General features: G+C 72.3%; 14 protein-coding genes. 2 read left to right on the forward strand and 12 right to left on the reverse strand.

The features are described 5' to 3' along the window. Positions 1–32 precede the first annotated feature (32 nt). The 5 genes from Q0C38_RS08310 to Q0C38_RS08330 are packed head-to-tail and all read right to left on the reverse strand — an operon-like array spanning position 33 to position 3,608. Positions 33–788 carry a DUF3306 domain-containing protein gene (locus Q0C38_RS08310; protein ID WP_291296610.1) on the reverse strand — a complete coding sequence of 252 codons (756 nt, stop codon included), beginning with the start codon at positions 786–788 and terminating at the stop codon, positions 33–35. Continuing rightward, positions 781–1,284: a DUF3305 domain-containing protein gene (locus tag Q0C38_RS08315; RefSeq protein WP_291296611.1), complete on the reverse strand. Its 504-nt coding sequence runs from the start codon at positions 1,282–1,284 to the stop codon at positions 781–783. Before Q0C38_RS08315 ends, Q0C38_RS08310 begins: the two co-directional genes overlap by 8 nt. A 25-nt stretch (positions 1,285–1,309) precedes the next feature. Next, positions 1,310–2,347 carry a DUF6352 family protein gene (locus tag Q0C38_RS08320; protein ID WP_291296612.1) on the reverse strand — a complete coding sequence of 346 codons (1,038 nt, stop codon included), beginning with the start codon at positions 2,345–2,347 and terminating at the stop codon, positions 1,310–1,312. After that, a complete protein-coding gene (locus tag Q0C38_RS08325; RefSeq protein WP_291296613.1) occupies positions 2,344–2,889 on the reverse strand; it encodes a DUF6505 family protein in 546 nt (181 codons plus the stop codon). Before Q0C38_RS08325 ends, Q0C38_RS08320 begins: the two co-directional genes overlap by 4 nt. Next, a complete protein-coding gene (locus Q0C38_RS08330) occupies positions 2,886–3,608 on the reverse strand; it encodes a biotin/lipoate--protein ligase family protein (RefSeq protein ID WP_291296614.1) in 723 nt (240 codons plus the stop codon). The genes Q0C38_RS08325 and Q0C38_RS08330 overlap by 4 nt, the downstream gene beginning before the upstream one ends. Positions 3,609–3,759: 151 nt before the next feature. On the opposite strand from Q0C38_RS08330, the gene Q0C38_RS08335 reads away from it, so the two are divergent. After that, positions 3,760–5,769, forward strand: coding sequence for a 4Fe-4S binding protein (locus Q0C38_RS08335; protein WP_291296615.1), 2,010 nt, complete (start codon positions 3,760–3,762; stop codon positions 5,767–5,769). After that, complete coding sequence (locus tag Q0C38_RS08340) at positions 5,769–6,230, forward strand: GNAT family N-acetyltransferase (RefSeq protein WP_291296616.1); 462 nt, start codon at positions 5,769–5,771, stop codon at positions 6,228–6,230. The genes Q0C38_RS08335 and Q0C38_RS08340 overlap by 1 nt, the downstream gene beginning before the upstream one ends. A 3-nt stretch (positions 6,231–6,233) precedes the next feature. Here Q0C38_RS08340 and Q0C38_RS08345 read toward each other — a convergent pair whose 3' ends face one another. From Q0C38_RS08345 to Q0C38_RS08375, 7 genes are read right to left on the reverse strand one after another with little or no spacing between them, the layout of a single operon-like run. Then, a complete protein-coding gene (locus Q0C38_RS08345; protein ID WP_291296617.1) occupies positions 6,234–7,505 on the reverse strand; it encodes a c-type cytochrome in 1,272 nt (423 codons plus the stop codon). Further along, positions 7,502–9,454, reverse strand: a complete 1,953-nt coding sequence (locus tag Q0C38_RS08350; protein ID WP_291296618.1) for a molybdopterin biosynthesis protein — start codon at positions 9,452–9,454, stop codon at positions 7,502–7,504. The genes Q0C38_RS08345 and Q0C38_RS08350 overlap by 4 nt, the downstream gene beginning before the upstream one ends. A 9-nt stretch (positions 9,455–9,463) precedes the next feature. Continuing rightward, a complete protein-coding gene (locus tag Q0C38_RS08355) occupies positions 9,464–10,360 on the reverse strand; it encodes a hypothetical protein (protein ID WP_291296619.1) in 897 nt (298 codons plus the stop codon). Between the two features lie 59 nt (positions 10,361–10,419). Then, positions 10,420–11,385, reverse strand: a complete 966-nt coding sequence (locus Q0C38_RS08360) for an ABC transporter ATP-binding protein (RefSeq protein WP_291296620.1) — start codon at positions 11,383–11,385, stop codon at positions 10,420–10,422. Positions 11,386–11,395: 10 nt separating this feature from the next. Continuing rightward, complete coding sequence (locus tag Q0C38_RS08365; protein ID WP_291296621.1) at positions 11,396–12,361, reverse strand: ABC transporter ATP-binding protein; 966 nt, start codon at positions 12,359–12,361, stop codon at positions 11,396–11,398. Next, positions 12,358–13,230 (reverse strand): ABC transporter permease, encoded by an 873-nt coding sequence (locus Q0C38_RS08370; protein WP_291296622.1) that lies wholly within the window; start codon positions 13,228–13,230, stop codon positions 12,358–12,360. The genes Q0C38_RS08365 and Q0C38_RS08370 overlap by 4 nt, the downstream gene beginning before the upstream one ends. Further along, positions 13,220–14,167, reverse strand: coding sequence for an ABC transporter permease (locus tag Q0C38_RS08375; protein WP_291296623.1), 948 nt, complete (start codon positions 14,165–14,167; stop codon positions 13,220–13,222). The genes Q0C38_RS08370 and Q0C38_RS08375 overlap by 11 nt, the downstream gene beginning before the upstream one ends. Positions 14,168–14,179: the final 12 nt, after the last annotated feature.

Consider the following 14,179-nt stretch of genomic DNA (forward strand, 5'->3'; position numbering starts at 1 on the left):
TCGTCACGCCACCGGATATCCGACCAGCACGCTCAGGTAGGCACCGCACCGCCATGGCGCGGCCGGACAGGTTCCGCCGGCACCGGCGACGCCGTGGCGACCGTGACGTGTGCGTCGAGCGGAGCCGGGGCGCCGGACATCAGCGCCGGGGCAGCCTCGGGCCGGGGCGCAGGCTGAGGCTCGGGCTCGGGCTCGGGCTCGGGCTGCCGTGCAGCAACTGGCCCGGGTCCGGGTCCGGAGCCAGGCTGCGCCAAGGGCGGCGATTCCCCCTCCGCATGGGGCGCGGCGTCCTGGGGTGCCGTCTCGCGCTTCACGAGGCCAAGGATCCTGTCGGCAAGCGCATCGACATCCGGCCCGGACGCGATCTCCGCCATGTAGCCAGGCGCGCCGCCGGGAACGTTCCAGTCCCACGCGTAATCGGCAGGGCCGACGAAATCCCTGATCAGCGGGTCGGCGCTCCAGGCACGCCGGAGCGCCGCGTTGCGCAGCGCGGCGGGAACGCCCTTCCGCAGGAACCCCGTGATATCCGTGCCCGCCGTGATCTCGTCGACCGGCGGCAAGGAGGCCAGGTCGATCTCCGGGTCCTGCTGCGGCGCGACGTCCCGCCCAGCCTCCGGCCCGGCCTCTGGCCCAGCCTCTGGCCCAGCTTCCGGCAAGGCGTGCAGCACGGGTGGCGCGGCCGGGTGCACGACAGCCGGGGGGGTCTCGGGCGCAGGCTCTGCCGCCGCGCCGCGCTTGAGGCGCGACCAGCGGGAGAGGAAGCCCTGGCCGCTCTCCTCCTCAGCCATCGGGTCCGACCCGCTTGCGGATGCCGAGCGAATCGGGATCGGCCCGGTCGCGCTTGCGCTTGAAGAAGCCGCGGTCGACATGGTGGGCGGCGACGAAATCCTCGAGCGCCTCGCGGATCTGCCCCGGCATCGGCACGGGCTCGATCACGTCGGCGCCCGCCGTCGTCATCGCCTCCGCCTCGCCGGGATCGGCCAGCACGGCGACGAGGTCCATCCCGGGCGCTGCGTCGGTGGCGCGGAGGACGACCCAGAGAACGGGTTCTCCGGTCTCGAGATTGGCCTTGTAGTTGGGGGTTTCCGAGGAGAAGAAGCTCACCCGCGTCTGCCCGGCGATGAAGGCCGTCAGCCCCTCCGCCTCGCGCAGCACGGTCCAGGGGGCGGCGGTGGTCTCGCCCGGCAGGATGGCAACCGGGACCCACACATGATCGGCCCATGGCGAGACCGCGGCGCGGCGCTCGACCACGACGGCGATCGGGTGGTGCTCCTCTGCCAGCATCGCGCCCTCCCTCAGCCCATGTCTCTCAAGCTGCCTTCGCCTGCCTGAGCGGCAGGCCGACGAGCAGGTTCTGCGGCTTCATCCGCACAGTCTTGCCCTCGGTCATGGCGAGCGAGAGGTAGACCGGCTTGCCGGCCACCCGCGGCAGCATCTCGGCCGGGTTCTCGAATTCCAGCCGGAACAGCGCCATCACCCGCCCGAGCGCCTCGGGCGCGACCTTCTCGCCGTTCCAGAGCCGGGTGGAGATCGCGGTCGCCTCGGCGTCGAGCCCGACATACCACGCCCAGGCCTCGTCATGGATCGTCTGAAGCGGCTGCACAGAGACGGCGATGCCGAGCAGGTGGCGCACCCACGCCTCGATCACGCGGGCCAGCGCATCCTGCCCCTCGCGGCCGAAGGTGAGGTCGAGCACCGTGTCGAACCGGTCGCTCCTCTCCCAGTACACGTCCGCGTTCTCGGGCGAGAGAACGTCGAGCTCGACCGACCTGAGGCCCGCCCCCGTCTCGGCGATCATCTGGCCGAGAACGCCAAGCCCGCCATGGCCCTGCCGCACGTTGCCGGCGGCACTCTCGACCGTCTCCTCGTCGGCCAGCAGCAGGTTGCCGCCCTCGGTCGACACACGCTGGGGGCGGAAGAACAGCTCGGCCGCGCGCACGCGGATCGGGTCCTCCACCGCATCGACGATGTTGCGCAGGATGAGCTGCGCGAGCTGTGCGATGAACAGCGGCGGGACGCCGTGCACCTCGCCGCGGAACAGCCCGACATAGGCCGCCTCAAGCGTCGGGTGCGCCAGCAGGTGGTCACGGAAGCGGAGCCAGGCCTGCCAGTTCTCGCGCGCATCGGCGTCCGCCAGCCCCGACACCTCGATGCCGGCGACGCCCCGGCGCGGGTTGGCGAGAAGGCTCGCGTGCAGCGCACGTTCGGCGGCGCAGGCTTCATCCGGCGGCATGAGCTCCGGCCGCGCCAGCCAGGCGGCGAGCAGGGCGTCCGACACCGGAAGCCCCCCTGCCTCGTCACGGTCGACCAGGTGATGACCGCAGGAGAGCCAGAAATCAGGCCTCATCGCCGCACATCCCGCATCAGCGCGACGAGATCGACATCCTCCACCGGGCCCTCCTCCTCGTCGGTGCGGATGAAGCCGATCACCGGCAGCGCCTGTGGCGAGCCCTTGGGCTTCAACGTGCGGAACCGCTCGCGCACCCCGTCATCCTCGATGCTGCGGGTCAGCGCGATCACCGTCCCCGCCTCGTGTCCCTCGGCCAGCCCCTCGGCGAAGGCGACCTCGTCCTCGGCTGCCGCGAGGGCAGCGGCGTCATCCGGCGCGCCGTGCTGGGCACGCAGGCGGGATGCGAGGGCCGCCACCGCTCCCTCGCGCTCCTCCCCCGTCGCGGTGCCGACGGTGACCAGCGTCGAGAAGCCGAAGCTGCCGAGGCCGAGGAAACCGGACCGGAAGGCCTGCCGAGGCTTGCCGCTGAGCGCGCCAGGGTCGCCATCCCAGAACATGAAGCTGCCGACCACGGCAGGCTCCCCGGGCTCGGCCGCATGGGCGAACACCACCGTGTCGGATGGGTCGAGCCTGATCGTGCGCAGCATCCTGGTCGTCATGCGAACAGGTCGAGCCAGGTGGGGGAGGCAAGCGCCGGGGCGAGGGGGCGGCGGGATTCCACGCCGGCCGCGTCGCGCAGCAGCAGGTCGCCGGAGGGGTCGAGGCCGCGCTCGGCTGCCTCTGGCTCGGCCAGCCGCGCAAGCCAGGTCTCTGCGACCGGGGCGAAGCCATCCTCCTGCCAGGTATAGAGCCCTGCCATCAGGTGCCGCGCGAAGCGTTCCGCGAGCCGCGCCCCGTCCACCTCCTCGAAGCCCTGCTGTTCGAGCGAGGTACGGTCGGGGAACGCGCCGGTCTCGATGCCGGGCGGCTCGGCGAGGCGGAGCATGGCGTGCAGCACGATCCAGTCCGGCGCCTGGAGGTCGCCCACCACCGGGGCATGGGCAAGCCTGGCGCCGCCCACCCGCGCGCCATCGATCAGCATCATGTCGGGCCAGACGAAGCCGATCGGGTGTTCCGGCGGGGCGATCACGGAGAGCGCGTCGGCCAGCGCGGTCAGCCCGACATGCAGCGCGATGCGGGCGCGGGCGAGCGGCATGGCTGGCTCGAGCACCACGGCACAATCGAACACCAGCCCCCCCCGCGCGAGCACGAGGGTTCCCGCGCCTGCCTCCGGCGCGATGGCGCAGGCATGGGCGAAGGCATCGCCGCCCTCCCGCAGCGTGATGCCGCGGAAGAGCGGGGGCAGGTCGAGGCGTCGGTCGAGATCGGCGGCCCGCATGGCCTCCCCGCTGGCGGTGGTCGTCTGGCCGTCATATATGCCGCCCTGCGCGCGTTTCACAGGCTGGCCCGTTCATCGGGCACTGGGCGAGGGGAAGCTAATGGCGGGCGAGACAGGACGGCGCGTCTTCGTGTGCGCTTGCGAAGGGACGATGCCGCTCGACGAGGCGGGCATCACCCGCGCCTGCGCCCGCGCGCTGCCGGGCGCCGTGGTCGAGCATGCGACCCAGCTCTGCCGCGCCGAGCTCGACCGGTTCACGGCAGCGCTGGGCGAGGCGGACGTGATGGTCGCCTGCACCCAGGAGGCGCCGCTGTTCTCCGAGCGTGCGGCAGAGGCAGGCCACACGGGCAGGCTCGACACGGTGAACATCCGCGAGCAGGCCGGCTGGAGCAGCGAGGCCAAGGGGGCCACGGCCAAGATCGCCGCGCTGATCGCCGCCGCCGCCGTGCCGATGCCCGACACCGCCATCGTCTCCTACGCCTCGGAAGGGGTCACGCTCATCTATGGCCGTGACGAGACGGCGATCGAGGCGGCGCGTTCCCTCGCGCATCGGCTGAACCTCACCGTGCTGCTGTCGAGGCCACGCGACATAGCGCCTACGCGCGCGACGGATTTTCCCGTGCTGAAAGGAACGATCCGGGCAGCGACCGGCCATCTCGGCGCCTTCGCGCTGACGGTGGATGACTATGCCGCCCCTGCCCCCTCCTCCCGCGCCGCGCTGGCCTTCGGGCCCGGGCGCGATGGGGCGAAGAGCCGCTGCGACGTGATCCTCGACCTCTCGGGTGGTGTGCCGCTGTTCCCCGCGCACGAGAAGCGGCCAGGCTATCTCCGCGCCGACCCGGCCGACCCTGCGGCGGTGGCACGGGCGATCTTCAAGGCGTCGGAGCTCGTCGGGCAGTTCGACAAGCCGCGCTTCATCAGCTTCACCGACAGCCTCTGCGCCCATTCCCGCAACAAGCGCACCGGCTGTTCGCGCTGCCTCGACCTCTGCCCCGTCGGCGCCATCGCGCCTTCCGGCGACCATGTGGCGATCGACACGAACATCTGCGCGGGCTGCGGCTCCTGCGCCGCGGTGTGCCCGACCGGTGCCGCCTCCTACGCTCTCCCACCATCCGATGCGCTGCTGCGGCGGCTGCGCGCGCTGCTGCTCACCTACGCCGATGCGGGCGGCAGGCGGCCCGTCGTGCTGGTCCATGAGGGTGAGCATGGCGCGCCGCTGATCGAGGCGCTGGCCCGCCACGGCGATGGCCTGCCTGCCCGCGTGCTGGCGTTCCAGCTGAACGAGGTGACGGCACTCGGCATCGAGACGGTCGCCGCCGCCTTCGCCCATGGTGCTGCGGAACTCCAGGTGCTGATGGGCGCGCGCCCGCGCGACGACACCGAGGCGCTCGACCGCACGCTGACGCTCGCCGACACGGTGCTGCGCGGGCTTGGCTTCGGCGAGGGGCGCGTCGGCGTGATCGCGGCCGATGCACCCGATGCGCTCGCCACGGCCCTCGCGGCATTGCCCAGGCGCGATGGCGTGGCCGAACCGCGGCGCTTCCTCGCGATGGGCGACAAGCGCGGCGTGATGACGACATCGCTGCGCGAGCTCGGCAAGGCAGCACCGGTGCCAGCGACGATCATTCCGCTTCCGGACAAGGCCCCCTTCGGCAACCTTGCGATCGATGCCGCCGGCTGCACCCTCTGCCTCGCCTGCGTCTCCGCCTGCCCGACCGGTGCGCTGCGCGACAACCCCGATCGCCCGATGCTCACCTTCACCGAGGATGCGTGCGTGCAGTGCGGCCTCTGCACCGCGACATGCCCCGAGAAGGTGATCACGCTCGACCCGCGGCTCAACCTCGGCCCCGCTGCCGCCGAGCCTCGCCTGGTGAAGGAGGAGGAGCCGTTCCACTGCATCCGCTGCAGCACGCCGTTCGGCACGAAGAGCACGATCGAGCGCGTGGCGGCGAAGCTTTCCTCCACGCACTGGATGTACAAGGGCGCGCCCGGCAACCTCGACCTCATGCGCATGTGCGCCGATTGCCGCGCCATCACCGTGACGCAGACCGGCAAGCTCGACCCCTACGCCGCGGCCGACCGCCCGCGCATCATGACGACGGACGACTACCTCGCCGCCCGCGAGGCCGGCGCACCGGATGATCCGAAGAAACTGAACTGATGCTGCGCATCGCGGAGGGCGGCCTCGACGATGCGCGCGTGGTTGCGCTGCTGCACCATCACCTGACGCGCGCACGCGCCGTCACGCCCGAGGGCAGCGCGCATGCGCTCGACCTCTCGGGGCTGAAGGTTCCCGCCATCTCCTTCTGGTCGGCGTGGGAGGGCGAGGCGCTCGCGGGCGTCGGCGCGCTGAAGGCGATGTCGGCTGCCGACGGCGAGGTGAAGTCGATGCACACGGCCGAGGCCGCGCGGCGGCGCGGCGTGGGGGCGGCGCTGTTGCGGCACGTCATCGCCGCAGCACGCGATCGCGGGATGGAGCGTCTGTTCCTCGAGACCGGCTCGTTCGACTACTTCGCCCCGGCGCGTGCCCTCTACGCCGCGCACGGCTTCGTGGAATGCGCACCCTTCGGCGACTACAGGCCCGATCCGAACAGCACGTTCATGCGCCTCGACCTGGGCTGACCGTCAGCGCTTCGTTTCGACCTCGAGGAAATCGAGCAGGGCGGCGAGGTCGTCGCCGTTGCCCACCGTCTGTTCCGGCATGCGCGTGCCCGGCGTGTAGGCGGCAGGGCCCTGCGTGAAGAGGGCCGCCACCGTTTCGCGCGTCCATACGATGTCCATCCGCCGGAGCGCCTCGGAATACTGGAAGTCGGGCACGGTGGCGATCCGACGGCCGAACAGGCCAGCGAGGGCTGGCCCGGCGCGGTTGGCGCTGTCGCCCGAGAGCGTGTGGCAGGCAGCGCAGGCACGGAACACGCGGGCACCCGGATGGTCGGCGGTCGCGGCGCGCTCCTCCGCCTCCGGCACAACGGCACCCAGATGCGCGCCCGTGATCGGGTTCCAGCGGCGCACGCGACGATCGGTGCCGCCGGTGTAGAGCGTGCCGTCGGGCGCGAAGGCGGCTGACCATACCGGAAGCCCCGGCCCCGTCAGCGTCCGCGCGAGCCGCCCCTCTGGCAGCGACCACAGCGCCACCGACCCGCGGATGCCGCCGGCGGCCAGCAGCGTGCCATCGCCGTTCACCGCAAGTGCAATGATCGGGCTCGCGCCGCCGGCAAGCTCGCGCACAGGCCCGCCATCCAATGGCACGAGGCGCACCGTTCCATCCGCTCCGGCAACGGCGATGCCGGCAGCTTTCGGCAGGACGGCAAGCGTGTTCTGCGGCAGCCCGAACTCCGCCAGCACGCGCGGCGCGCTGCCATCGACCGGCCAGAGCCGCAGCGTGCCGTCATACGCGGCCGAAACGACCGCCGAGCCATCCGCGAGGAAACCCACGGCGTTGACGGCATTCTCCGCATGCCCCTCGAACACGCGCGGAGCCGACCCGTCGAGCGGCCAGAGACGCACGCTGCGGTCCCAGGCGGCGGAGGCGAGGAAGCGTCCGTCGGGGCTTGCGGCAAGTGCGGCGATCTTCGCGCCATGGCCTTCGAACACGCGCTCGGGCTGGGCGGCACCGGGGCGCCACAGCGCGATACGCCCCTCCTCGCCAGCGGTCGCGAACCGGCCATCGGGCAGGAAGGCGACGGCATTCACCGCCCCCTCGTGCACGCGCAGCACCGCGATCGCCGCCCCTGCCTCGGGCGACCAGAGGATGGCGGACTGGTCGAAGCTGCCCGAGAGAATGCGCGCGCCATCGGGCGAGATGGCAAGCGCCCGCACCGGCCCGCCATGGCCGCGCAGCTCCGCCTGCGCAGGCAGGGCGAGAACCAGTGCGAGCAGGAGAACGACGATCCTCATGGCATGAACCCGAGAGAGGTAAGCATGGTGCGCGTCTCGTCCCCTGCCAGCAGCGCCTCGAACCACATGATCGCCTCGCGGCCGCGGCGTGCGTCCGGCACGGCGAAGTCGTAATGCTCTTCCGTTAGCGGAATGAAACCGAGCCCATAGTCGCGCGCCACCGTCTCGATCGCGACCCCCCAATCGGCCCGTTCCTGCGCCACGGCGGCGGCCACCGCGTTGTGGCTCTTCGGCTGGTTCAACACCCCTTGCGGCCGCGCACCGGCGAGCAGGCGGTCGATCAGGATGCGCGTGCCGGAGCCCTGGTTGCGGCTGACCATCACGCAGGCCGGATCGGCGAGGGCGGCGGCCACCGCACCGACCGCGTCGCGCCCGGCGAAGCGGCCGTCGCCCGGCCGGAACACGAGGCCTTGCATCCGCCGCCAGCCCTTGATCAGCCCGACGCCCGGCGGCAGCAGCGGGGTATTGTAGAGCCCGCTGTCGGGATCGAGCAGGTGCATCGGCGCGAGATCGCACTCCCCGCGCCGTGCGGCGGCGAGCCCGCCGAGGGAGCCGATGGCCATCGCCTTCGCCACGATGCCGCGCGCGCCGAGCAGGCCGATGACGCGGTCGAGCCCGACGCAGTGGCTGCCCATCACCACGAGGTCCGCCGCCCGCGTTCGCGCGCCGATGCGCGTGACCGTGACGGTTGCCCCCGCATCGAGCCCTTCCGACAACGCATCGATCACGACGAACCCGTCGGCCATCGCGAAGGCGGTGACCGAGCCGGACCCTTTCGCGAGCGGATAGGCACGGAACCCCGGGCCGTCAGGCACTAGCGAGACCATCGCGTACTCGGTGCGCCCGAGCTCGGACGGTGCGCGCACGGCGAGCGTCGCCGGCACCGTCTCGGCCGCATCCGCCGGAAGCCCGGCCATGGCGCGGATGATCGGGGCGACGAAGCCGTGGAAAGTGAAGACCGCACTCGTCGGGAAGCCGGGCAGCACCGCGACGGGAACGCCGCGCACGAGGCCGAGGCAGAGCGGCTTTCCTGGCTTCAGCGAGACCCCATGCACGACGACGCGCCCGAGTGCGGCGAGAACGCGATGCGAGATGTCCCCCGCCCCCTTCGACGTGCCGCCGGAGAGGACGACGAGGTCGGCGCCGGCCACCGCGCGGTCGATCGCTGCGGTCAGCCTCGCGAGGTCATCGGCGATGATGCCGAAGGCGATGGGCTCGCCGCCGGCTTCGGTAACGGCTGCGGCGATGATCGCACCATTGCTGTCGAACACGCCTGCCGGCCGCGGCGGCGCGCCCGGCGGCACGAGCTCATCGCCGGTGGACAGCACCGCCACGCGCGGGCGGCGGATCACCGGCACGGCGTCACGCCCGATCGCGGCCAGCATGCCGATGCCACGGCTCGTCAGCACCGTGCCGCGGCGCAGCAGCGTCTCGCCGCGGGCGATGTCGCTGCCAGCCCCCGCGATGGCCGCCCCCGCCGCGACGGTGCGGCGCAGCACCACCACGGGGCCGGCATCCGTCTCCAGCGCCTCGGTGTTTTCGACCATCACCACCGCATCGGCACCGCGCGGCAGCATGCCGCCGGTGGCGATCACCGTGGCCGTGCCAGGTTCGACAGCGAGCGCTGGTGGGTGGCCACAGGCCAGCACCTCGGGGTTCAGGCGCAGCGTGACCGGGCCATCCTCGCGCGCCGCCAGCGTGTCGGCCGCGCGCAGCGCGAACCCGTCGACGCCGCTGCGGTCGAAGCCCGGAACATCCACCGTGCTCGCGACATCCTCCGCCAGCACCCGGCCAAGCGCGGCGGCAAGCGAAACCACCTCCGTGCCGCGGGGCACGGGGGTAAAGGCGGCGGCGAAGCGGGCGCGGGCCTCGTCCTCGCTCAGCACGACAAGGAACTGCTCCTGCCGCGCGGCATCGCGCACCGCCGCCATGGCGTCGAAGGGCGGCATCGGGGGCGTCTAGCCGATCAGCAGGGGCGGGAACAGATGCAGCGTGACGGCACCGCCCTCGGCGTGGCCCTCGCTGTCGGGCGGAACCTCGATCCAGCCTGCCGCGATCGCCAGCGCGCCGAGCCGTGGCGAATCGGCGGCGGCCAGCGGCGTGGCGATGCCGCCCGAAAGCCTGACGGGAACGAGATCGGTCAGTCCCACCGCAGAGGCGAGCTTGCGGCCCATCACGGCCGACACCTCGCCGCCCGGCGGGGCGAGGAGGGCGCACCAGCCGAGCAGGCGGGCGGCAGGATCGTCCGGCAGGGCGATCGTGGGGCGGCCATCCTCCCCCTCGCCGAGGCTCGTGTCCTCGATCGGCCGTGCGCCGAGCCCGGAGATGGTGGGCCGCGCCACAGGGCCGAGACCGATGCCGGGGGGCGTGGCTGCCGCGAGCAACGCCAGCATCGCCTCGCCGCCACCCGTTGCCACGGCGCGGGCGAGCAGCGACGGCACCGTTCCCGCCCGGGCCAGCACCTGCCCAGGCGCCAGGTGCTCGCCGGCAGCGGCCACCCCATCGCCCGCGGCAACCGAGCCGGTGAGCTCGATCCACCGCCCCTGGTCGCTCGCCTGGTCGGGCGGGAGGATCGCGTCGGTTCCCTCGGGCAGGGCGGCGCCGGCCTGAATGAGGCGGATTCCCGCCAGCGGCACGGGGCCATAGGGGCTCGCCCCCAGCGTCGCCTCCGCCGGCACGGCCCAGCCGGCGCGGCGGGCGGACGGAGAAGGGGGAACGGGCGCCTGCACCACGAGGTCTGCCCCCAGCGCCGGTGCGGGGGCGAGCGCGGGCGCGGCACCGAGGCCGAGCGCTGCGATCCAGGCCCTTGCTTCCACAAGGGTGGCGAGGCCGGACTTGCGCGAGAACATCGACATGGGCCGGATGTGGGGAGGGTCGGCCCCAGGCGCAAACCCCGGCGCCCCCCCCGCGTGGCTCAGGGCACCTTGTGGCAGGCGACGCGGTGGCCATTGCCGCGCGCGGCCAAAGGCGGCTCGGTGGCGGCACAGCCGGCATCGGCGAGCGGGCAGCGGGTGCGGAACCGGCAGCCGGAGGGTGGATCGTCGGGCCGGGGGATCTCGCCGGTCAGGACGATCCTCTCCTGCCGCTCGCGCCCCGGGTCGGGCACGGCCGAGAGCAGCGCGCGGGTGTAGGGGTGGAGCGGCGCGGCAAACAGCGCCTCGCGCGGCGCCTCCTCCACCACGCGGCCGAGATACATCACCGCCACCCGATCGGCCATGTGCCGCACCACGGCGAGGTTGTGGCTGATGAACAGGAAGGCGAGGCCGCGCGCGCGCTGGAGGTCACGCATCAGGTTCAGGATCTGCGCCTGGATCGAGACATCGAGCGCAGAGACGGGCTCGTCCGCCACGATCAGGGCGGGGTCGAGCGCCAGCGCACGTGCGATGCCGATGCGCTGGCGCTGCCCGCCGGAGAACTCGTGCGGGTGCCGCTCGGCGTGGTGGGCGGCGAGCCCCACCTGGTCGAGCAGGCGGCGGACCGACTTGGCCCGCTCCGCCCCGTCGCCGATGCCGTGCACGACGAAGGGCTCTGCCAGGATCTCGGCCACCGTCATGCGCGGGTCGAGCGAGGCGAAGGGGTCCTGGAACACGATCTGCATCCGCCGGCGGAGGGCACGCAGGCGGGCGGCCGGGGCGGTGCGGATGTCCTCGCCCTCGAAACGGATCGTTCCAGCATCGGCCTCGATCAGCCTGAGCACGAGGCGCCCGGTGGTGGACTTGCCGCAGCCGCTCTCGCCGACAAGGCCGAGCGTGCCGCGGGCGGGAACGTCGAGGTCGATGCCGTCGACGGCGCGCACGGGCTTGCCTTCGGCGCCGAACATCCGCGTGCGCGGGCGGAAATGCTTCACGAGGCCGCGCACCGAGAGGATCGGCCCGGTCATGGCTTCACCATCATGCCTCGACCATGTAGCCGGCGTGGCGGATGCAGGCGGACGCACGATCGCCCGAGAGCGCGAGCAGCGGCGGCAGGGCCAGCGTGCAGGGCGCCTTGGCGTAGGCGCAGCGCGGCGCGAAGCGGCAGCCTGGCGGCAGCGCGAAGGGCGGCGGCACCTGGCCAGGGATCGCCGCGAGCCGGTCGACCGTTTCGCCGAGGCGTGGCAGGGAGGCGAGAAGCCCCTCGGTGTAGGGATGCGCAGGGTCGGCGAACAGCGCGGCGGCCGGGGCCGTCTCGACCACGCGCGCGGCGTACATCACCGCGACGCGGTCGGCGAAATCGCTCACCACGCCAAGGTCGTGCGTGATCAGGATCACCGCCATGCCGAGCTCGGCGCGGAGCCGGCGCAGCAGGTCGAGGATCTGCGCCTGCACGGTGGCGTCGAGCGCGGTGGTGGGCTCGTCGGCGATCAGCAGGCGCGGGTTGCAGGCCAGCGCCATCGCGATCATCACGCGCTGGCGCATGCCGCCGGAGAGCTGGTGCGGATACTCGCGCACGCGCGCAGCCGGGTTCGGGATCTCGACGAGGCCGAGCAGCCGAACGGCTTCTGCCTTTGCCGCAGCGCCCGAGAGGCCGCGATGCCACGAGAGCGCCTCGGCGATCTGGCTGCCGACGGTGAACACGGGGTTCAGGCTCGTCATCGGCTCCTGGAACACCATGGCCATGGACCCGCCGCGGATGGCGCGCATCTTGCGCTCCGGCAGCGACAGCAGGTCCTGCCCGTCGAACACCACGCGGCCCGTGACGCGGCCAGGTGGCGGGATGAGCCGCATGAGCGCGAGCGCGGTCATGCTTTTTCCCGATCCACTCTCGCCGACGATGGCCAGCACCTCGCCAGGGTCGACCGTGAAGTTCAACTCCTCGACCACCGCGAAGCGACCGAAGCGCACCGTGAGGCCATCGACGGCGAGCAGTGCGCTCATCGCATCTCGACCTTCATCCGCGGGTCGAGCACGTCACGCAGGCCATCGCCGAGCAGGTTGAGGCCGAGCACGGTGATGGCGATCATGAGGCCGGGGAACAGGCTGATCCACGGCGCCTCGAGCATGTAGTCGCGCCCATCGGCGATCACCCCGCCGAGCGAGGGGGTAGGCGGCGGCGGGCCGACGCCGATGAAGCTGAGCACGGCTTCGGCGAGGATCGACAGCGCGAAGATGTAGGTGCACTGAACGACGAGCGGGGTGAGCGAGTTCGGCAGGATGTGGCGGGCAAGGATGTGCAGGTGCCCGGCCCCGAGCGCGCGCGCTGCCTCGACATACTCCATCTCGCGCACCACCAGCACGGCGGCGCGCGCGATGCGCGCGGTGCGCGGCGTGTAGGCGACGCTGAGCGCGATCGCTGCGTTGGTTTCCGACGGGCCGAGGGCGGCAGCGAGCGAAACCGCGAGCAGGATGCCGGGAAACGCCATCAGCCCGTCCATCACCCGCATGATCGGCCCGTCGGCCGCGCGGAAATAGCCCGCGAGAGCGCCCAGCAGCGCACCGATGATGCCGGTTGCGGCAACGACCATCAGCCCGATGCGCAGGCTGACGCGCGTGCCGTGGATGATGCGGCTGAGGATATCGCGGCCGAAACGATCCGTGCCGAGCCAGTGGATGGCGTTCGGCGCGCCAAGGCGGTAGCGGAAATTGTTGCGCACCGGGTCATGCGGGGCGATCCAGTCTGCGAACAGGGCGACGAGGACGATCGCGCCGAAGAGCGTGAGCCCGATCAGCACGCCGCGATGGCCGAGCGCGCGCGCCACCACGCCCACGCGCCGGGGGGCCGCACCATCAACAGCCTCACTTGCCATAGCGCACGCGCGGATCGACGGCGGCATAGAGCAGGTCGACCGCGAGGTTCACCAGAACGAAGATCGTCGCGGTCAGCAGCAGGCCGCCCTGGATCACGGGATAGTCTCGCCGCTGGATGGCGCCGATGATCAGGCGCCCCACACCTGGCAGGCTGAACACCTGCTCGATCACCACCGCGCCGCCGAGCAGGATGCCGACGGAAACGCCCGCGACCGTGATGATGGGCACGAGGACATTCGCCCCGGCATGGCGGAACACCACCACCCAGCCCGGCAGGCCTTTGGCGCGCGCGGTGCGCACATAGTCCTGGCGCAGCACGTCGAGCATCGAGGCGCGCGTCATGCGCGCGAGCAGGCCCATCTGCGTGAGCGCCAGTGCCGTCGCCGGCATCGCCATCGAGCGCAGCCAGCCGATCGGGTTCTCGCCGAACGGCACGTAGCCGCCGGTCGGCAGCCAGCCGAGCTGCACCGCGAAGGCCCAGATGAACACGAGCCCCAGCCAGAAATCCGGCAGCGACAGGCCGATCAGCGCGAGCGCCATCACGCCCTGGTCGGTCCAGCTGTTCGGGCGGACGGCAGCGACCATGCCGGCCAGCACGCCGAAGATGATGGAGAAGAACAGCGCGAGGAAGGTGAGGCCGAGCGTGACGGGAAGGCGTTCGAGGATCGCCTCCGTCACGCTGCGGCGGAGCAGCACGCTCTCGCCCAGGTCACCGCGCAGCAGCGCGCCGTACCACTCCAGCATGCGCTGGAGGATCGGCTTGTCGAGGCCGAGCTGCACGCGAAGGCGCTGCAGCTCCTCCGCCGTCGCGGAGGGGCCGGCCATCTCGCTCGCCATGTCGCCCGGCACCAGCGCGATGATCGCGAAGGAGACGAGCGACACGACGAACAGGACGGGAATGGCGGAGGCGAGCCGTCCGAGCGTGTAGCGGAGCACCGTTCAGCGGTA

The organism is Elioraea sp. (assembly GCF_022842375.1).
Taxonomy (GTDB): domain Bacteria; phylum Pseudomonadota; class Alphaproteobacteria; order Acetobacterales; family Acetobacteraceae; genus Elioraea_A.